The 20,100-nt window shown below is 46.4% G+C and carries 22 protein-coding genes; all 22 read left to right on the top strand.

What is annotated here, in order from left to right; genetic code table 11:
* Positions 1–144: 144 nt before the first annotated feature.
* The 22 genes from engA (at position 145) to trpA (ending at position 20,092) form a co-directional block, all read left to right on the top strand.
* A complete protein-coding gene (gene engA, locus AADZ70_RS06520; RefSeq protein WP_016939109.1) occupies positions 145–1,455 on the top strand; it encodes a ribosome-associated GTPase EngA in 1,311 nt (436 codons plus the stop codon).
* A gap of 17 nt (positions 1,456–1,472) precedes the next feature.
* Positions 1,473–2,510: an NAD(P)H-dependent glycerol-3-phosphate dehydrogenase gene (locus AADZ70_RS06515; protein WP_342007896.1), complete on the top strand. Its 1,038-nt coding sequence runs from the start codon at positions 1,473–1,475 to the stop codon at positions 2,508–2,510.
* Positions 2,511–2,828: 318 nt separating this feature from the next.
* The gene (locus tag AADZ70_RS06510) at positions 2,829–3,032 is read left to right on the top strand and encodes a DUF2768 domain-containing protein (RefSeq protein WP_003153435.1); all 204 of its coding nucleotides are present in this window, start codon (positions 2,829–2,831) and stop codon (positions 3,030–3,032) included.
* A 19-nt stretch (positions 3,033–3,051) separates the two neighbouring features.
* Entirely contained in the window at positions 3,052–3,786 is a 735-nt protein-coding gene (locus AADZ70_RS06505) for a hypothetical protein (protein ID WP_342007895.1), read from the top strand.
* Positions 3,787–3,971: 185 nt separating this feature from the next.
* On the top strand, positions 3,972–5,450 hold the full coding sequence (gene spoIVA, locus AADZ70_RS06500) for a stage IV sporulation protein A (RefSeq protein WP_003153438.1): 1,479 nt from the start codon (positions 3,972–3,974) through the stop codon (positions 5,448–5,450).
* 372 nt (positions 5,451–5,822) lie between these two features.
* On the top strand, positions 5,823–6,101 hold the full coding sequence (hbs, locus tag AADZ70_RS06495) for a non-specific DNA-binding protein Hbs (RefSeq protein ID WP_003153447.1): 279 nt from the start codon (positions 5,823–5,825) through the stop codon (positions 6,099–6,101).
* A gap of 186 nt (positions 6,102–6,287) precedes the next feature.
* A complete protein-coding gene (gene folE / locus AADZ70_RS06490) occupies positions 6,288–6,860 on the top strand; it encodes a GTP cyclohydrolase I FolE (protein ID WP_016939106.1) in 573 nt (190 codons plus the stop codon).
* A 20-nt stretch (positions 6,861–6,880) separates the two neighbouring features.
* Complete coding sequence (mtrB, locus tag AADZ70_RS06485) at positions 6,881–7,108, top strand: trp RNA-binding attenuation protein MtrB (RefSeq protein ID WP_003153449.1); 228 nt, start codon at positions 6,881–6,883, stop codon at positions 7,106–7,108.
* Positions 7,109–7,264: 156 nt separating this feature from the next.
* Positions 7,265–8,020: a heptaprenyl diphosphate synthase component 1 gene (hepS, locus tag AADZ70_RS06480; RefSeq protein ID WP_016939105.1), complete on the top strand. Its 756-nt coding sequence runs from the start codon at positions 7,265–7,267 to the stop codon at positions 8,018–8,020.
* A 5-nt stretch (positions 8,021–8,025) separates the two neighbouring features.
* The gene (gene menG, locus AADZ70_RS06475) at positions 8,026–8,727 is read left to right on the top strand and encodes a demethylmenaquinone methyltransferase (protein WP_045925472.1); all 702 of its coding nucleotides are present in this window, start codon (positions 8,026–8,028) and stop codon (positions 8,725–8,727) included.
* A 28-nt stretch (positions 8,728–8,755) separates the two neighbouring features.
* Positions 8,756–9,718, top strand: a complete 963-nt coding sequence (gene hepT, locus AADZ70_RS06470) for a heptaprenyl diphosphate synthase component II (protein ID WP_016939103.1) — start codon at positions 8,756–8,758, stop codon at positions 9,716–9,718.
* 119 nt (positions 9,719–9,837) lie between these two features.
* Entirely contained in the window at positions 9,838–10,284 is a 447-nt protein-coding gene (gene ndk / locus AADZ70_RS06465; RefSeq protein WP_003153455.1) for a nucleoside-diphosphate kinase, read from the top strand.
* A gap of 189 nt (positions 10,285–10,473) precedes the next feature.
* Positions 10,474–11,244 (top strand): protein-glutamate O-methyltransferase CheR, encoded by a 771-nt coding sequence (locus tag AADZ70_RS06460; RefSeq protein ID WP_047475719.1) that lies wholly within the window; start codon positions 10,474–10,476, stop codon positions 11,242–11,244.
* 71 nt (positions 11,245–11,315) lie between these two features.
* A complete protein-coding gene (aroC, locus tag AADZ70_RS06455; protein WP_327815376.1) occupies positions 11,316–12,488 on the top strand; it encodes a chorismate synthase in 1,173 nt (390 codons plus the stop codon).
* Positions 12,488–13,576 carry a 3-dehydroquinate synthase gene (aroB, locus tag AADZ70_RS06450; protein WP_049628697.1) on the top strand — a complete coding sequence of 363 codons (1,089 nt, stop codon included), beginning with the start codon at positions 12,488–12,490 and terminating at the stop codon, positions 13,574–13,576. Before aroC ends, aroB begins: the two co-directional genes overlap by 1 nt.
* The gene (gene aroH, locus AADZ70_RS06445) at positions 13,573–13,956 is read left to right on the top strand and encodes a chorismate mutase (RefSeq protein WP_045510999.1); all 384 of its coding nucleotides are present in this window, start codon (positions 13,573–13,575) and stop codon (positions 13,954–13,956) included. The genes aroB and aroH overlap by 4 nt, the downstream gene beginning before the upstream one ends.
* A 224-nt stretch (positions 13,957–14,180) precedes the next feature.
* On the top strand, positions 14,181–15,728 hold the full coding sequence (trpE, locus tag AADZ70_RS06440; protein WP_342007894.1) for an anthranilate synthase component I: 1,548 nt from the start codon (positions 14,181–14,183) through the stop codon (positions 15,726–15,728).
* Complete coding sequence (gene trpD, locus AADZ70_RS06435; RefSeq protein WP_327815379.1) at positions 15,700–16,716, top strand: anthranilate phosphoribosyltransferase; 1,017 nt, start codon at positions 15,700–15,702, stop codon at positions 16,714–16,716. The genes trpE and trpD overlap by 29 nt, the downstream gene beginning before the upstream one ends.
* The gene (gene trpC / locus AADZ70_RS06430) at positions 16,709–17,461 is read left to right on the top strand and encodes an indole-3-glycerol phosphate synthase TrpC (RefSeq protein ID WP_342007893.1); all 753 of its coding nucleotides are present in this window, start codon (positions 16,709–16,711) and stop codon (positions 17,459–17,461) included. The genes trpD and trpC overlap by 8 nt, the downstream gene beginning before the upstream one ends.
* A gap of 4 nt (positions 17,462–17,465) precedes the next feature.
* Positions 17,466–18,119, top strand: a complete 654-nt coding sequence (locus AADZ70_RS06425; protein WP_342007892.1) for a phosphoribosylanthranilate isomerase — start codon at positions 17,466–17,468, stop codon at positions 18,117–18,119.
* Complete coding sequence (trpB, locus tag AADZ70_RS06420; protein ID WP_342007891.1) at positions 18,100–19,302, top strand: tryptophan synthase subunit beta; 1,203 nt, start codon at positions 18,100–18,102, stop codon at positions 19,300–19,302. Before AADZ70_RS06425 ends, trpB begins: the two co-directional genes overlap by 20 nt.
* A complete protein-coding gene (trpA, locus tag AADZ70_RS06415) occupies positions 19,295–20,092 on the top strand; it encodes a tryptophan synthase subunit alpha (protein WP_064779073.1) in 798 nt (265 codons plus the stop codon). Before trpB ends, trpA begins: the two co-directional genes overlap by 8 nt.
* The last annotated feature ends 8 nt before the right edge of the window (positions 20,093–20,100 follow it).

Genomic DNA, 20,100 nt, shown 5'->3' with positions numbered 1-20,100 from the left:
CATTGTGATCTCGGTGAAAACTGATATAATAAATGAGTTAAGCCCTTCTGTTTGAAGGGTTCTTTTCATAGCGAAGATGATTTTAATAACCGGTTGAACAATTTTTGTGAAAATGTAAGCGGCTGGATTGAAAGGAAGGGTACTATGGGTAAACCTGTCGTAGCCATTGTCGGAAGACCGAATGTGGGAAAATCCACAATCTTTAACCGGATTGCGGGTGAAAGAATTTCAATAGTAGAAGATACCCCCGGAGTGACGCGGGACCGGATATACAGTTCGGCGGAATGGCTGAATTATGATTTTAACCTGATTGACACGGGCGGAATTGACATCGGAGACGAACCGTTTCTGACACAGATCCGCCAGCAGGCCGAAATCGCCATGGACGAGGCTGATGTGATCATCTTTATGGTGAACGGCCGCGAAGGTGTGACGTCTGCGGATGAAGAAGTGGCAAAAATATTGTACCGGACGAAAAAACCGGTCGTATTAGCCGTTAATAAATTAGATAATACCGAAATGAGAGCGAACATCTATGACTTTTACGCGCTCGGTTTTGGAGAGCCTTATCCGATTTCCGGTACTCACGGTTTGGGATTGGGAGATTTGCTCGATGCTTGTGCCGAGCATTTTAAAAACATTCCCGAAACGAAGTATAATGATGATGTCGTTCAATTCTGCCTGATCGGCCGTCCGAATGTCGGAAAATCCTCTCTTGTCAATGCGATGCTCGGCGAAGAGCGGGTTATCGTGAGCAACGTGGCGGGAACGACGAGAGACGCTGTGGATACGGCATTCACTTATAACCAGCAGGAATTTGTGATTGTTGACACGGCGGGCATGAGAAAAAAGGGAAAAGTATATGAAACAACAGAAAAATACAGTGTACTTCGGGCATTAAAAGCCATTGACCGCTCAGACGTCGTCGGCGTGGTACTGAACGCTGAAGAAGGCATCCTTGAGCAGGACAAGCGGATCGCCGGATATGCTCATGAAGCAGGAAAAGCCGTCGTCATCGTCGTAAACAAATGGGATGCCGTTGATAAAGACGAACGCACGATGAAAGAATTTGAACAGAATATACGGGAGCATTTCCAATTTCTCGATTATGCGCCGGTACTGTTCATGTCGGCACTGACGACAAAGCGGATTCATACACTCATGCCTGCGATTATTAAAGCGAGTGAAAACCACTCTCTCCGCGTGCAGACAAATGTCTTAAATGATGTCATCATGGATGCGGTCGCCATGAATCCGACTCCGACGCACAATGGCTCCCGTCTGAAAATTTATTATGCGACTCAAGTCGCTGTTAAACCGCCGAGCTTCGTTGTTTTTGTCAACGATCCGGAACTGATGCATTTTTCTTATGAACGCTTTTTAGAAAACCGAATCCGTGATGCTTTCGGATTTGAAGGTACGCCAATTAAAATATTTGCAAGAGCAAGAAAATAAAAAGGTGTGATACAGAGATGAAAAAAGTGGCAATGCTTGGAGCGGGAAGCTGGGGCACTGCACTTTCTTTAGTGCTGGCTGATAACGGACATCAAGTCATGATGTGGGGGCACCGTGCCGAATTGATCGATCAAATCAACGGGCTGCATGAAAACAAAGATTATCTGCCGGGGGTGGAGCTGTCAAGCTCTATCATCGGCACAGCTGATTTAAGCGAGGCTTTAAAAGGAGCTGACTTCATCATTGTGGCGGTTCCGACAAAAGCCATTCGGGAAGTGCTGAAAAAGGCTCTGCCTTACATCCCGAAACAGTCGATCTTTGTTCATGTCAGCAAAGGAATTGAGCCGGATTCGCTTCTCCGCATTTCTGAATTAATGGAAGAGGAGCTGCCTGAGGAGTACAGAAAAGATATCGTTGTGCTTTCAGGGCCGAGCCACGCTGAGGAAGTCGGATTGAGACACCCGACGACTGTTACATCATCTTCAAAAAATATCGAGGCTGCAGAAGCGGTTCAGGATCTATTTATGAACCAGCATTTCCGTGTCTATACCAATCCGGATATGATCGGTGTTGAAATAGGGGGAGCGTTAAAGAACATCATCGCTCTGGCAGCGGGAATTACAGACGGATTGGGATACGGAGATAACGCAAAAGCGGCCCTGATCACCCGCGGTCTTGCTGAAATCGCCAGACTCGGCACAAAGATGGGCGGAAACCCTCTCACCTTTTCCGGCCTGACTGGCGTAGGCGACTTAATCGTGACGTGTACGAGCGTCCATTCCCGCAATTGGCGCGCCGGCAACCTGCTCGGCAAAGGGTACAAGCTTGAGGCTGTCCTTGACAAGATGGGAATGGTTGTTGAAGGCGTGCGGACGACGAAAGCGGCGTATCAGCTTTCTCAAAAATACAAAGTGAAAATGCCGATTACAGAGGCGCTTCACCAAGTGTTATTTAACGGGCAGAAGGTAGAAACGGCTGTAGAATCTTTAATGGCCAGAGTGAAAACCCATGAGATGGAAGACTTGGTCAACACATTCGAAAACCGGGTGAAGTGACAATAACATGCCGTCTGCATATTCTGAAATGACGAAAGTCCAAAACGCGGAACTCTCCGGCTGAAATCGCTTAAAACATTTGCTGATTTAGGCAGAAGAGGATGCAGACGTACGCATCTACGCATACTATAGCATCGAAGTCCAAGAGAGTGTATCTCAGACGTATAGGTGAATATAGTCAACTTGACTGAAGCAAAGTCCCCCTCTTTGCTTCAGTTTTTTTGTTTTTTCAATAGATGGAAAACCTGTTGATCTTTTCAACATTTGTATATTAAAATGAAATATAACGCTTACAATGATGGGACGGGGGGCACGGACGTGAGTGTGGCATTGATGAAAATGTGGTTTGCGCTTGGTGCTATGGGATTAATGTTTGTTGCGGTGGCCTCTATTTATGTCAGCAGGTACAAAGTGAAAAACAAGCTGATCAAAGCAGCAGTTTCTTCGCTCGCTTATGCCTGTATGGTCATCTCGGGATTGATCGTGTTAATGGTCGTTTTCAGCGGGCCTGTCAATGAATAAGCAAAAAAGGGGGCGCGGAATGCATAAGATGAAAATGGCCGTCATAACGGCATTTGCGGTGCTTCTGCTGTCCGGCTGTCTGTATCCTGAAGCGGAAAAAACTGAAAATAAAGTATCTTACAAGCATCAGCTTCAGCAGGTTCAAGCGGCAGTGGATGAGTTTAAAAAGGCGAACGGCGGACTTCTGCCGATTCAGACCAAAGATATGAAAACACCGATCTATCAAAAATATCCGATAGATTTTAAGCGGCTCGCGCCCAGATATATAGAGGAGCCGCCGGCATCAGCTTTTGAAAGCGGAGGAATGTACCAATACGTGCTTGTCGATGTGGAAAATAAGCCGACCGTGAAGCTGATCGATCTCCAAATGGCGGAGGCAATCCGCGATATGAAGCTGCGTGTTAAAATGTATCAGGAAAAACATACATATCCGCCCTATGAGGATGCCGTTTCAAAAGGGCTGTTCGCTTTAAATAAAAAAAAGCTCGGCATGAAAGACACACCTTCAGTCAAAAGTCCGGTTTCAGGCACGTCTCTGCCGCTTTTAATCGGCGCTGACGGAGAAATCTATGCCGACTATCGCGTCGATCTCGCCCGCTGTCTGAAAGAAAACAAAAAGAAAATCAGACCGGGCGCGGAAATTCAGGATATTTTATGGAAAGAGACGCCTTTCGTCCCGGCCTTTTCAGTCACATACACCGTAAATGAAAAACAGGAACCCGTTTTTTTAGAAAGTAAAACGAAACAGGAATGAACCTTTCTCCCGCGCATACAAATAGGGAGAAAGGTTTTTTTGATTCCGATAGAAAAGATTGCCTGAAAATTTTCTAAAGATGTCATATTGAAATAGGACAACGTCATACACATATAGTGTCCTGTATTTGATTGAAGAATGGTGAATGAAAAATGATAAGGATAGGAAGTCCGGGAGGGGATCACTTGGAAAAGGTCGATATTTTCAAGGATATCGCTGAACGAACAGGAGGCGATATATACTTAGGAGTCGTCGGCGCTGTCCGTACAGGGAAATCTACATTCATTAAAAAATTTATGGAGCTCGTGGTGCTCCCGAATATCAGCAATGAAGCCGATCGAGCACGGGCGCAGGATGAGCTTCCGCAAAGCGCAGCAGGAAAAACGATTATGACCACAGAACCAAAATTTGTTCCGAATCAAGCCATGTCCGTACATGTGGCGGAAGGGCTTGACGTCAATATCCGTCTTGTGGATTGTGTGGGATACACGGTTCCCGGTGCGAAGGGGTATGAAGATGAAAACGGCCCGAGAATGATTAATACACCATGGTACGAAGAACCGATTCCCTTTCATGAAGCGGCGGAGATCGGTACGAGAAAAGTCATCCAGGAACATTCCACAATCGGGGTCGTCATTACGACGGACGGCTCAATCGGTGATATTGCGCGGGGCGATTACGTAGAAGCGGAAGAAAGAGTCATTGACGAGCTGAAGGAAGTCGGCAAACCGTTTATTATGGTCATCAACTCGGTGAAGCCGTACCACCCGGAAACAGAAGCGCTCAGAGCTGAATTAAGCGCGAAATATGATATCCCCGTTCTCGCCATGAGTGTTGAAAGCATGAGGGAAACAGATGTGTTAAGCGTTCTCAGAGAAGCGCTTTACGAGTTCCCTGTGCTGGAAGTGAATGTCAACCTTCCGAGCTGGGTCATGGTGCTGAAAGAAAATCACTGGCTCAGAGAGAGTTACCAGGAATCAGTGAAAGAAACCGTAAAAGATATCAAACGACTGCGCGACGTCGACCGGGTTGTCGGCCACTTCAGTGAATTTGAGTTTATCGAAAGCGCCGGATTGGCCGGAATTGAACTTGGCCAGGGTGTCGCAGAAATTGATTTATACGCGCCGGATCATTTATACGACCAGATTTTAAAAGAAGTAGTGGGCGTCGAAATCCGCGGGAAAGACCACCTGCTTGAATTAATGCAGGACTTCGCCCACGCGAAAAAGGAATATGATCAGGTTTCAGACGCGCTGAAAATGGTGAAACAGACCGGCTACGGCATTGCAGCCCCGGCCTTAACGGATATGAGCCTTGATGAACCGGAAATCATCAGACAGGGATCAAGATTCGGAGTAAGGCTGAAAGCGGTCGCCCCGTCCATTCATATGATCAAAGTGGATGTGGAAAGTGAATTCGCGCCGATCATCGGGACGGAAAAGCAAAGCGAAGAGCTTGTCCGCTACTTAATGCAGGACTTTGAGGATGATCCGCTTTCGATCTGGAACTCCGATATTTTCGGAAGATCATTGAGCTCGATCGTGAGAGAAGGAATCTCGGCGAAACTGTCGCTTATGCCGGAAAATGCGAGATATAAACTGAAAGAAACGCTTGAAAGAATTATAAACGAAGGCTCAGGCGGCCTGATCGCCATTATATTGTAAGCTGAAGGACCTCTTCCTGAAACGGGGGGTCTTTTTTTGTCTTTTAGATACTGGAAATCAATCAAGGATTAGGAGGAAAAAAGCAAAAAAAGGAATATTTGTTCGGTAAAACACGCGAAAACCTTGACGAGCAAGGGATTGGGGCTTTAAAATGCTTGATATGGCTTTTTATATGTGTTACTCTACTTACAGAAAATCTTCACTTTGTTGGACAAACATTCCTCAAAGTGTCTGTTTTCTTTTGAAAAGCCGTTTACTTGTCTGTTCTTCCCTGCTTTGATTTTTTATAAGACAGGTTTAGAATCAGGCTGAACTGTGAAGAAATGATAATAAACTGCTGAATTGATACCCTTTTGGGAGGAGGTGAAAGGCATGAACAAGACAGAACTAATCAATGCGGTTGCAGAAGCAAGCGAATTGTCTAAAAAAGACGCTACAAAAGCAGTTGATTCTGTTTTTGATACGATTTTAGATGCACTTAAAAATGGTGATAAAATCCAACTGATCGGTTTTGGTAACTTTGAGGTGCGCGAGCGTTCTGCACGTAAAGGACGTAACCCGCAAACAGGTGAAGAAATCGAAATCCCTGCAAGCAAGGTACCTGCTTTCAAACCAGGTAAAGCTCTTAAAGACGCTGTTGCAGGAAAATAATTGTGAATATAGATCGTGTATGCATCTGATACATACACTTTGTTTCTTCACAGAAAAGCCCCTTGATAAAGGGGCTTTTCATATTTAAGCAGCCTCGGTCTCCGGGCAGGACTTTCGTTTTGCTTTTGGCGCGTCAAATGTGCTAGAATCGAAATTAAATGTATTCAATGGTGGAGGACACAGACAATGAAAGAAGTTAATAAAGAACAGATTGAACAGGCAGTTCGCCAGATTTTAGAGGCGATTGGAGAAGACCCGGACCGGGAAGGTCTTTTAGATACACCGAAACGCGTGGCGAAAATGTATGCGGAAGTATTCTCGGGGTTAAATGAAGACCCGAAAGAGCATTTCAAAACCGTTTTCGGCGAGGACCACGAGGAGCTTGTTCTTGTAAAAGATATCGCGTTTCATTCTATGTGTGAACATCATCTTGTTCCTTTTTACGGAAAAGCGCATATTGCCTACATTCCGCGCGGCGGTAAAGTGACAGGCCTGAGTAAATTGGCGCGTGCAGTGGAAGCCGTTTCAAAACGCCCGCAGCTGCAGGAGCGCATTACTTCAACGATTGCAGAAAGCATCGTAGACACCTTAGATCCCCACGGCGTCATGGTTGTCGTTGAAGCTGAGCATATGTGCATGACGATGAGAGGCGTAAGAAAGCCGGGGGCAAAAACGGTAACTTCCGCTGTAAGAGGTATTTTTAAAGATGACGCTGCGGCGCGTTCCGAAGTGTTAGAACATATTAAACGTGCGGATTAATTATGATAGAGGGTGCAGATATGAATTCAAAGCATTCAAGTGATTTTGTCGTCATTAAAGCGGTCGAGGACGGTGTGAACGTCATCGGTTTAACGAGAGGAACGGATACGAAATTCCACCATTCTGAAAAGCTGGACAAAGGTGAAGTGATTATCGCTCAGTTTACAGAGCATACTTCAGCCATCAAAGTGAGGGGCAATGCCCTCATCCAGACCGCTTACGGAGAAATGAACAGCGAAAAAAAATAAGCCGGCTGTTTCCCGCTTTTGCCAAATGCCCGCAAACGGCGGGAGAATACAGCCAATTTCTTTTTTTTATGCTATAATGATACCTGCGTATAATAATGACGAGTAAATCTCATACATATTAGAATAAATGTGAATTTGGGGACAAGGGTGATATTTTTGCAAGACATCTACGGAACTTTAGCGAATTTAAATACGAAATTAAAACAAAAGCTGTCTCATCCTTATTTAGCGAAACATATTTCTGCGCCGAAAATCGATGAGGATAAGCTTCTTCTTTTTCACGCTTTGTTTGAAGAGGCGGACATTAAGAACAACGACAGAGAAAATTACATAGTAACTGCGATGCTTGTCCAAAGCGCCCTTGATACCCACGATGAAGTGACAACAGCCAGAGCGTTAAAGCGAGACGAAAATAAAAACCGGCAGCTCACCGTGCTTGCCGGCGACTATTTCAGCGGACTGTATTATTCGCTTTTATCTGAAATGAAGGATATCTATATGATCCGGACGCTCGCTACGGCAATTAAAGAAATCAATGAGCATAAAATCCGTCTGTACGATCGGTCTGTCAATGACTTGAATCAATTGATCGAAAGCATGGCGATTGTGGAAGCGGCCCTGTTTCACAGAGTGTCAGACCACTTTAATCTTCCGCGCTGGAAAGAGCTGGCGAGTGATTTTTTTGTGTATAAGCGGCTGATGAACGGCAATGCTATATTTCTCGATGTCATCGGCAATATTGTAAAGTCAGGGAAATCAAAGGCTGAAATACTGGAAGAAAGCTTCCGAAAGGCGAAGCAAAGCATTGAAACGCTGCTGCCGCTCAATTCACCAATCCAAAATCTAATGCTGAACCGGCTTAAAGCGATCAGCCAAGACAAAACATATCATCAGAAAGTGGAAGAAGGGTAATCAACATGCAGGAGTCAAAAGAACAGCGCGTACACGGCGTGTTTGAAAAAATCTATAAAAATTATGACCAAATGAACTCTGTCATCAGTTTTCAGCAGCATAAAAAATGGCGCGACAAAACGATGCAGATCATGAATGTGCAAGAAGGCGCAAAAGCGCTTGACGTTTGCTGCGGGACGGCTGACTGGACGATTGCCCTCGCAGAAGCTGCCGGAAAAAGCGGCGAAATCAAAGGGCTGGATTTCAGCAAAAATATGCTGAGCATCGGCGAGAAAAAAGTAAAAGAGGGCGGTTACAGCCAAATTGAGCTTTTGCACGGAAACGCGATGGAGCTTCCTTTCGCTGATGATTCTTTTGATTTTGTCACCATCGGCTTCGGACTCAGGAACGTTCCCGACTATCTGACCGTGCTGAAAGAAATGCGGCGCGTCGTCAAACCGGGCGGACAGGTCGTATGCCTGGAAACATCCCAGCCGGAAATGATCGGTTTCAGACAGGCATATTTTCTTTATTTTAAATACATCATGCCTTTCTTCGGAAAAATGTTTGCGAAGAGCTATAAAGAATATTCTTGGCTTCAAGAATCAGCAAGAGAATTTCCCGGTATGAAAGAGCTTGCGCGTCTGTTTGAAGAAGCGGGCCTGACGAATGTCAAATACCATTCGTTTACCGGCGGAGTGGCCGCTACGCATATCGGCTGGAAATGATGAATATACAGATGTTTGGGTGAATGATATGAAATTTAAAATGGCCTATTCTTTTTTAAATGATGATATTGATGTGATCGAAAGGGAGCTTGAGCAGACGGTACGGTCTGACTATCCCTTGCTGAGTGAAGCCGGGCTCCATCTGCTTCAGGCAGGAGGCAAGCGGATCCGTCCTGTTTTCGTATTGCTTTCCGGCATGTTCGGCGACTATGACATTAATAAAATAAAATATGTTGCGGTGACGCTGGAGATGATTCATATGGCTTCCCTCGTCCATGACGACGTCATTGATGACGCCGAGCTGCGGAGAGGAAAGCCGACCATTAAAGCCAAATGGGACAACCGCATTGCCATGTATACCGGTGATTATATGCTTGCGGGCTCGCTTGAGATGATGACGAGACTGGATGAGCCGAAAGCCCACCGGATCCTGTCCAAAACCATCGTAGAAGTATGCCTCGGAGAAATTGAACAGATCAAAGATAAATATAATATGGAACAAAACCTCAGAACCTATTTACGCCGCATCAAACGGAAAACGGCGCTTCTTATCGCCGTCAGCTGCCAGCTCGGCGCCATCGCTTCGGGAGCTGATGAAAAGATTCATAAAGCATTATATTGGTTCGGCTATTACGTGGGCATGTCCTACCAGATTATTGATGATATCCTTGATTTCACTTCAACGGAAGAGGAGCTGGGAAAACCGGTCGGAGGAGATCTGCTGCAAGGAAACGTCACTCTGCCCGTTTTGTACGCGCTGCGTCAGCCTGAATTGAAAAATCAGCTGAAATTAATTAACAGCGAAACAACACAGGAGCAGCTCGCCCCCATTATTGAAAATATTAAACGCACAGATGCGATTGAAAAATCAATGGCCGTCAGTGACAGATACTTAAAAAAAGCGTTTGAAAAGCTGAATACGCTGCCGAGAGGACGTGCGCGTTCATCATTGGCCGCCATTGCCAAATATATCGGCAAACGGAAATTTTAAATCCTTTTACGAACAAGATGTGAACATTCTCTGCCCTGGATTGATTAATTGTCAGAAAGATGTTACGATTTCGGTGTGCAACTTGAAAGCCTATACATAATGATGGGGTGGAGAATCTTATGGAAAAAACTTTTATCATGGTAAAACCGGACGGCGTACAGCGCCAGCTGATCGGAGAGATTTTATCGAGATTTGAGCGTAAGGGCTTACAATTGGCAGGAGCCAAGCTGATGCAAGTTTCAGAACAGATGGCTGAAAACCATTATGCTGAACATAAAGGGAAACCGTTTTTCGGTGAGCTTGTGGAATTTATTACATCTGGACCCGTATTTGCAATGGTATGGGAAGGGGAAAATGTAGTAGAGATCACAAGACAGCTGATCGGAAAAACAAACCCGAAAGACGCACTGCCAGGCACGATTCGCGGTGACTACGGCATGTTTGTCGGCAAAAATATCATTCACGGTTCAGACTCCTTAGAAAGCGCTGAACGGGAAATTGACATTTTCTTCAAACAGGAAGAGCTTGTACCGTATCAAAAATTAATGGCCGACTGGGTGTACTAAGCCGTCAGCCTTTCTTTTTCTCTTGTTATGAAAAGGTTTACATATTTTAAGAAAGACAGAGGCTTCGCTGCCCTGTCTTTTCATTTCTCACAAATCAGCCTGCGGGCTGATTTTTTTATTGAAATCGTACAAATTAGAAAGAAAACAGGCTATACTAGGACAAAAGACAGCGAGATTGGGAGAGAAGCAATGGAGCCTTACGACATTTTTATCACCAAGTGGAAGAAAATAACCGGTGTTGATTTATCTTTATACAAAGAAGCACAAATGAAAAGACGGCTGACGTCCCTTTATGAAAAAAAGGGATTCAAAGATTTTCAGGAATTTGCCGCCGCTTTGGAGAAAGACAAGCTTTTATTAAATGAAACATTGGACAGGATGACAATCAATGTTTCTGAATTTTACCGAAATTATAAACGATGGGAAGTTCTTGAAACCTCAATTCTTCCGTTAATAAAGCATAACAAACCGTTAAAAATATGGAGTGCGGCCTGTTCAACGGGGGAGGAACCCTATACCTTGGCCATGATTCTCAATCAGCAGGCGGGTTTGGCCGGCTTTGATATATTGGCGACAGATATTGATGAAAAGGCGCTCGGCAAAGCCAAGCGGGGCATCTATCAGGAGCGGTCTCTGCAAGAGGTGCCGGCTTCCATAAAAAGCCGCTATTTCACCAAGCAGGCTGACAACAGCTATCAAGTAAAACAAGAGATTCAGAAAAACATCCGGTTTAAGCGGCATAACCTGCTTGCCGACAGCTATGAACAGGATTTTGATCTGATCGTCTGCCGCAATGTTTTTATTTATTTTACTGAAAAAGCGAAAGAAGAGCTGTATGTGAAAATGGCGGACAGCCTGAAAAAGAACGGAATTCTGTTTGTCGGAAGCACAGAACAAATTTTCAGCCCGGAAAAATTCGGCCTTGAAAGCACCGATACATTTTTTTATCAAAAAAGATAGAAGACATTTTATGAAAACTTGTGTTATAGTTTTACTTAAAAGCGTTAATGTGATGAAGGGAGAAGAACGAAATGAGATACTTAACAGCCGGAGAATCACACGGTCCGCAGCTGACGACCATTATAGAAGGTGTGCCTGCGGGGCTTTATATAACTGAGGAAGACATTAATTTTGAGCTTGCCAGACGCCAAAAAGGGCACGGGCGCGGACGGCGCATGCAGATTGAAACGGACAGAGCGAAGATTACGAGCGGCGTGCGGCATGCCCGGACACTCGGTTCACCCATTGCGCTCGTTGTAGAAAATAAAGACTGGACCCACTGGACAAAAATTATGGGCGCCGCACCGATTACAGAAGAAGAAGAAAGTGAAATGAAACGCCAGATTTCAAGACCGAGACCGGGGCACGCGGATTTAAACGGCGCCATTAAGTACAATCACCGCGATATGAGAAATGTGTTAGAACGATCTTCCGCGCGTGAGACAACGGTTCGCGTGGCTGCCGGAGCCGTCGCTAAAAAGATTTTAGCGGAGCTTGGCATTACAGTGGCCGGACATGTTTTGCAAATCGGCAGCGTAAAAGCAGAGAAAACCGATTACACATCCATTGAGGATCTCAAACGGGTAACGGAAGAATCACCGGTCAGATGCTACGATGAAGAAGCAGGCCGTCAAATGATGGCAGCCATTGATGAAGCGAAGGCAAACGGTGACTCGATCGGCGGAATCGTTGAAGTGATTGTTGAAGGCATGCCGGTCGGTGTCGGAAGCTATGTCCATTATGACCGTAAACTGGACAGCAAGCTCGCCGCTGCGGTTCTGTCGATCAATGCTTTTAAAGGGGTCGAGTTCGGCATCGGTTTTGAAGCGGCCGGCAAAAACGGCAGTGATGTTCATGATGAAATCGTGTGGGATGAAGAGAAAGGCTACACACGCGCCACGAATAGGCTCGGAGGATTAGAAGGCGGTATGACGACAGGAATGCCGATTGTCGTCCGCGGTGTTATGAAACCGATCCCGACTTTATATAAGCCGCTGAAAAGCGTTGATATTGAAACGAAAGAGCCGTTTTCAGCGAGCATTGAACGTTCAGACAGCTGCGCGGTTCCTGCGGCAAGCGTCGTGGCTGAAGCGGCAGTGGCCTGGGAAATCGCAAATGCCGTCGTAGAACAATTCGGCCTTGACCAGATCGACCGCATTAAAGAAAATGTTGAAAACATGAAGAAACTATCGAGGGAATTCTAATGAAGGAGCTTGAGGTTCGGACGGCTTCCTCCGCATATCCCGTGTATATCGGTGAAGGCATCAGGAAACAGGCCGCTGCACTTTTGACTTCACTGAACAGGCCGCTGACAAAAATCCTGCTCGTCATCGACGCTGAAGTCGACCGGCTTTACGGTGATGAGATGTTCCGGCTTCTAAACGAAACATGGCCCGTAAAAAAAGTGATCGTCCCGAGCGGAGAAGAAGCGAAGTCTCTGAAAGAGTATGAACGGATTCAATCGGAAGCGATCGCCTTCCATATGGACCGCTCTTCATGTATGATCGCCTTCGGAGGCGGTGTGACGGGTGATTTGGCCGGCTTTTGCGCAGCGACTTTTATGCGCGGAATTGATTTCATCCAAATGCCGACGACACTGCTTGCCCATGACAGCGCGGTCGGCGGCAAGGTGGCCGTCAATCATAAACTCGGAAAGAATTTAATCGGAGCGTTCTATCAGCCGAAAGCGGTGATTTATGATACGGAGCTTCTGAAAACCCTGCCGGAACAAGAGCTGAGATCGGGTATGGCTGAGGTGATAAAACATGCGTTTATCGCCGATCACGCTTTTTTAGAAAAGCTTCTCACGCTTGATACGTTAAACGGACTGACAAGCGCTGAGCTGAATGAAATGATTTATAAAGGAATTTCAATCAAATCGGCCGTTGTGCGTGAGGACGAAAAGGAAGAGGGGATAAGAGCTTTTCTGAATTTCGGACATACGCTCGGCCACGCCGTTGAGGCGGAATACGGCTACGGCCGGATTACACATGGAGATGCGGTCGCCCTCGGCATGCAGTTTGCCCTTTACGTGAGTGAACAAGTTGCGGGTTGCAAGATGAACAGAAAAGAACTCACGCAATGGCTGGTTGGGCTCGGCTACCCGGGAAGCATCAGACAAGATATTGCAACATCGGTTCTCTCCGCCAGGATGATGAATGACAAAAAAACGCGCGGAGGCATGACTCAGTTCATCGTATTGAAGGAATTAGGCGAAGCACAGGACTGTATGCTTTCAAAAGATGAGCTTGAAAATTTGCTGAACAAATGGCGAATGGAGGAAACAGCATGATGATACGCGGCATTCGCGGAGCAACAACGGTGGAACAAGACACCGAACAAGAAATTTTAGAAAAAACACAGCAGCTGCTTGAAAAAATCATTGAACAAAATGGATGCAAGCCGGAAGACGTCGTGCAGATCCTGTTATCCGCCACGCCTGACATCCATTCCGTATTTCCGGCAAAAGCGGTCCGCCGCCTTTCCGGGTGGCAGTACGTCCCGGTAACATGCATGCAGGAAATGGATGTCGCAGGCGCTTTGAAAAAGTGTATCCGTGTCCTGATGACGGTTCAGACGGATACGCCTCAAGATGAAATCAAGCATGTCTATTTAGAAAAAGCCGTTGTGTTAAGACCGGATTTATCATTGACAAAAAATACTGACATGTAATACGATAAAAAAAGCTTAGAAATACACAAGAGTGTGTATAAAGCTTAGAAGTCAGTTGATGAAACAGTTGAGTTTAGAATAGGGTAGCAGAGAATGAGTTTAGCTGAGCTGAGATAAACACGTTTTTATTCTGCCCAAAAGAAGCCTTTCTTTTGGGTTTATTTCTTATACGCAAGACCCCTCTCACTCCTCATCTCATTCTCCTTACCGTAAGGAGGAGAATCATGAATTTACAATCGGATGTTTCTTTATTTTTAAAGGACAGTCTGACACACCGCACCATTCCAATCGCAGAGACTTTTACGGTCGATACGATCACACCCATTCAGATGGTTGAAAAACTGGACAGAAACATTACGTATTTGCTGGAAAGCAAGGATGAGTCGTCAAGCTGGTCAAGATACTCTTTTATCGGTCTCGATCCTTTTATCACGATTAAAGAGAGTCATCACACATTCACTGCCGCTGATCCGAAAGGGCTTACGCTGTTTGAAGCCGGAGATTTAAAAGCCGTGCTTGACTGGATGAATGAAAGCTTCCGCATTAAAACGCCCGATCTTGATATCCCGTTTTCGGGAGGGGCGGTCGGTTATCTGAGCTATGACATGATTCCTTTAATTGAGCCTACCGTGCCAAGCCATGCAAAAGAAACAGATTTAGAAAAATGCATGCTGTTTGTCTGCCGGAAAATCATCGCCTACGACCATGAAACGAAACAAGTGCATTTCATTCAATATGCGGCGCTTAACGGCCGGGAGACGGAAGAAGAAAAACGGGCCGTTTTTAAAGAAAATTGCGCTGAGCTTCGCGAGCTTATCGGTATTTTGACAGAACCGAAAGATATGAAAGAGCCGTTTTTTTCAAAAGGTACATTTAAAACACCGAGCTTTGCCAATGTGACATCCAATAATACGAAAGAAGAGTTTATGGCCGGCGTTAATAAACTGAAAGAATATATAAAAGCGGGAGATATTTTTCAAGGAGTGCTGTCGCAAAAGTTTGAGATCCCGGTATCCAGACATTCCTTTGAGCTGTACAGGGTGCTCCGCATCGTCAACCCTTCACCTTATATGTACTATATTAAACTGCCGGACAGAGACATTGTCGGGAGTTCGCCTGAACGCCTGATCCGTGTGCATGACAGACATCTGGAAATACATCCGATCGCCGGAACGAGAAAAAGGGGAGCCGGAAAAGAAGAGGACGAACGCCTGAAAAAAGAGCTGATGAATGACGAAAAAGAAAAAGCTGAACATTACATGCTCGTCGATCTGGCGCGCAATGATATCGGCAGAGTCGCGGAGTATGGTTCCGTAACCGTTCCGGAATTCACGAAGATCGTTTCTTTTTCACATGTGATGCACATCATCTCCGTTGTAACCGGCCGTTTAAAACAGGGGGTCCATCCGGTTGATGCACTGATGTCGGCATTCCCGGCAGGAACACTCTCGGGCGCTCCAAAAATCCGCGCCATGCAGATTTTAAATGAATTAGAACCGACTTCCAGAGAAACTTACGGCGGATGTATCGCTTATATCGGATTTGACGGTTCGATTGATTCGTGCATCACCATCCGCACCATGAGTGTCAAAAACGGTACGGCGTCGGTGCAGGCGGGCGCGGGAATAGTCGCTGATTCCGTCCCGGAAGCCGAATATGAAGAGAGCTGCAACAAAGCGGGGGCGCTTTTAAAAACGATTCAAATCGCAGAAGACATCTTTTCTGGCGGGGAGGAGAAGACGGATGAACAAATTTCTGCAATCGTGCGTTAATGGCGGCACGCTGAAAACCGGAGAAGCCGAAAAGCTGATGGAAATGATGATGAGCGGAGACATGTCGCAGTCTGAAATCGGCGGAATCTTATCGGTATTAGCCCACCGCGGCGAAACGGCGGAGGAGCTCGCCGGATTTGTAAAAGTGATGCGGGCCCGTGTGCAGACGGCAGATGGCCTGGAGGATGTCGTTGATACGTGCGGAACAGGCGGAGACGGGATTTCTACGTTTAACATATCAACGGCAGCAGCGATTACAGCCTCTGCCGCCGGAGCCAAAGTTGCCAAGCACGGAAATCGTTCCGTGTCGTCTAAGAGCGGCAGCGCGGATGTGCTGGAAAAACTGGGTGTTTCCATTCAAGCCACCCCTGACAGTGTCAAACACAGTATTGAGACGAAGCAAATGGGTTTTTTGTTTGCCCCGCTGTTTCATTCGTCAATGAAGCACGTCGCCGCCGTGAGAAAAGAGCTGGGCTTCCGAACCGTGTTTAACCTGCTTGGCCCGCTCAGCAACCCGATGCAGGCGAAACGGCAGGTGATCGGCGTCTATTCATCTGAAAAAGCGCGCCTGATGGCAAGCGCTTTGGAACAATTTGAAGTCAGGCACGTCATGCTTGTGTCGGCGCGTGACGGGTTAGATGAACTGTCCGTCACAGCACCGACCGATGTCATTGAGCTGAAAAACGGTGAACGTCTGGAATATGCGGTATCACCTGAACAATTCGGTTTTAAAGAAGGTTCGCTGAAAGATATTCAAGTGAGCTCAGCGGAAGAAAGCGCGCATCTCATTCAGAATATTTTTGCAAATGAAGCTCCGTCGTCCGCTCTGCACATTACGGCCTTAAATGCGGGAGCGGCCATTTATACGGCAGGTCTCGCAAACGATCTGAAAGAAGGAGCAAAAATCGCTTTAGAAACGATTCAAAACGGAGATGCCAAAAGGCAGCTCGAACGTCTGAAACAGAAAGAGGAAGAATTATATGCTTGATCAAATCATTCAGCAGAAAAAAGAAGAAATCAAATCCATTGTGCTGCCGGAAACCTGTCAAATTGAACGGAGATCTTTTAAGGAAGCGCTCCTGAATCCGAACCGTTTTATCGGGCTGATTGCTGAAGTGAAAAAAGCTTCGCCGTCTAAAGGACTGATTAAAGAGCATTTTGTTCCGGAAGAGATTGCGGCAGATTATGAAGCAGCCAAAGCCGACGCCCTTTCTGTTCTGACGGATACCCGTTTTTTCCAGGGAAGAAATCACTTTTTGACAGATGTTAAAAAAAGCGTTTCTCTTCCTGTATTAAGAAAGGATTTTATTATTGACTCCCTGCAGGTGGAGGAATCGTACCGGCTCGGTGCTGATGCGATTTTACTGATCGGTGAAGCGCTGGAACCATCAAAGCTTTATGAGCTTTACCTGGAAGCACGTGAGAAGGGCATGGACGTTCTTGTGGAAGTCCATGATGAAACCGTGCTTGAACGAATTTTACAGGTGTTTCAGCCGGACATTCTCGGCATTAACAACCGGGACTTAAAAACGTTCCGTACTTCGGTTTCGCAAACGGAAAAAATAGCGCAGCTTGTGCCGGACGGCTGTCTGCTGGTCAGTGAAAGCGGGATCGGCTCTTTGGCTGACCTGCAATTCGTCAACAAGCATGGGGCGCAGGCTGTATTGATCGGAGAATCCTTAATGAGAGAGGATTCACAGCAAAAGGCGATCCGCGGGCTGTTCGGGGAGTGAGGGTATGAAAAAGCCTGAATTAAAGTACTGCGGAATACGATCGAAGCGTGATTATGAGCTTGCGGCAGCCTCAGAAGCGGATTACCTGGGATTTATTTTTGCCGCAAGCAAACGGAAGGTCACCCCGGATGATGTCCGGAAATGGAAACAAGAGATCGGGACAGACAAGAAACATGTCGGAGTTTTTGTGAATGAAACGATAGAAAACATCGCGCAAATCGCTTCTGATCTGTCCCTTGACGTTATCCAGCTTCACGGTGATGAATCGCCAGAGAATGCCCGCCGTCTCCGTCCTCTTGTGCGTTCCGAGATATGGAAAGCGCTCCATCACGGAGAAAGCACGCTCCGTCAGATGGCTCAATTTGCATCTGCCGTCGACGGCTATGTCATTGATTCTTCAGTCAAAGGCATGAGGGGTGGGACGGGAATCGCGTTTTCGTGGAAGCGTGTCCCTTTGTACCGGGAGCAGGCTCAAAAAGCAAACAAGCGCTGTTTTATTGCGGGCGGCGTTAATCCTGAAACGATTACCGGCTTACTGAGATCACGCCCGTGCGGTATAGATCTTGCCAGCGGAATTGAAAAAAACGGACAAAAGGATCAAACACTGATCCGGCTTTTAGAAGAAAGGATGAACCATTATGTATCCATATCCAAATGAAATCGGAAGATACGGCGAATTTGGCGGCAAGTTTGTCCCTGAAACATTAATGCGGCCCCTCGAAGAAATCGAAACGGCTTTCAAAGAATTAAAGAATGATCCCGTTTTTCATGCCGAATATCAAAAACTATTGTTTGATTACTCAGGCAGACCGACGGCATTAACGTTTGCAGACAGGGTGTCGGAGTATTTGGGCGGGGCAAAAATCTATCTGAAAAGGGAAGATTTAAACCATACCGGTTCCCATAAAATAAACAACGCGTTAGGCCAGATTTTGCTTGCCAAAAAGATGGGCAAAACGAAAATCATTGCCGAAACCGGTGCGGGACAGCACGGTGTTGCCGCCGCGACAGCCGCCGCAAAATTCGGTTTTGAGTGCACGGTTTTTATGGGTGAAGAGGACGTTGCGCGCCAGTCGCTGAACGTATTCCGCATGAAGCTGCTCGGCGCAAAAGTGGTGCCGGTCTCAAGCGGAAACGGCACGCTGAAAGATGCGACGAATGAGGCGATCAGATATTGGGTCCAGCATTGTGAAGATCATTTCTACCTAATCGGTTCTGTTGTAGGTCCGCATCCGTATCCTTACATCGTTCGCGAGTTTCAGAAAATCATCGGCGAGGAAGCGAAAAAACAGCTCCGCAAAGCCGAAGGAACGCTTCCGGATAAGGTTGTTGCATGTGTCGGCGGCGGAAGCAATGCGATGGGCATTTTTCAGGCCTTTTTAGACGAAGATACTGAGCTGATCGGCGCCGAGGCTGCCGGAAAAGGAATCGATACACCGCTGCATGCGGCAACGATCGCCAAAGGGAGGCTCGGGGTGATTCACGGTTCGATGACCTATTTAATACAAGATGCATACGGGCAGATTATCGAACCGTATTCCATTTCAGCAGGCCTTGATTACCCGGGGATCGGGCCGGAGCATGCCTATCTGCATAAAAGCGGCCGTGTAACGTACGAAAGTGTGACAGATGATGAAGCGATCGCCGCGCTGCGTCTGCTTTCTGAAACAGAAGGCATTCTTCCGGCTATTGAATCTGCACACGCTTTGGCAAAAGCGTTTGAAATGGCAAAAGACATGGATAAAGATAAAATCATTCTCGTCAGTTTGTCGGGAAGAGGAGATAAAGACGTTCATACGCTGATGAATGTTTTGGAAAACGAGGTGGAGACACATGTTTAATCTGCATGATTCTGAAAAACTATTTATCCCTTTTATTACAGCTGGCGATCCGCTTCCTGACATTTCAGTTGAACTGGCAAAGTCATTGCAGAACGCAGGCGCCTCAGCCCTTGAAATCGGCGTCCCTTACACAGATCCGCTCGCCGACGGCCCGGTTATTCAGCGGGCTTCAAAACGGGCTCTGGAAAACGGAATGAATATCGTAAAAGCCATTGAACTTGGCGGCAAAATGAAAAAAAACGGCGTTCATATTCCAATTATCCTCTTTACGTATTATAATCCTGTGTTACAATTAGAAAAAGAACACTTTTTCGCTTTACTGCGGGAAAACGACATAGACGGTCTGCTTGTTCCGGATCTTCCGTTAGAGGAAAGCGCCCTTTTACAAACGGCATGCAAAAAGGAGAACATCGCTTATATCTCGCTGGTTGCGCCGACAAGTGAAAACCGACTGAAAATAATTACTGAACAGGCCGGCGGCTTTGTGTACTGCGTATCCTCTTTAGGAGTGACAGGCGTACGCAGAGAATTCGATCCGTCTGTATACTCTTTTATCCGAAAAGTGAAAGAATTCAGCTCCGTTCCGGTTGCGGTCGGTTTTGGCATTTCAAGCCGCAGACAGGTTGAGGAGATGAATGAAATATCAGACGGTGTCGTTGTCGGAAGCGCGCTCGTTAAAAAAGTTGAAGAGCTTGAAACAAAGCTTGTGAACCCCGGCACAAGAGCCGATGCGCTTCTTGAATTTGAAGACTACGCAAAGACGTTCGGACGACTGTACAGTGTAAAATGAGGTGACTG

The sequence above is a fragment of the Bacillus sp. YBsi01 genome (assembly GCF_038406745.1).
GTDB lineage: Bacteria > Bacillota > Bacilli > Bacillales > Bacillaceae > Bacillus > Bacillus siamensis.
This window is presented reverse-complemented; position numbering and strand designations above follow the sequence as displayed.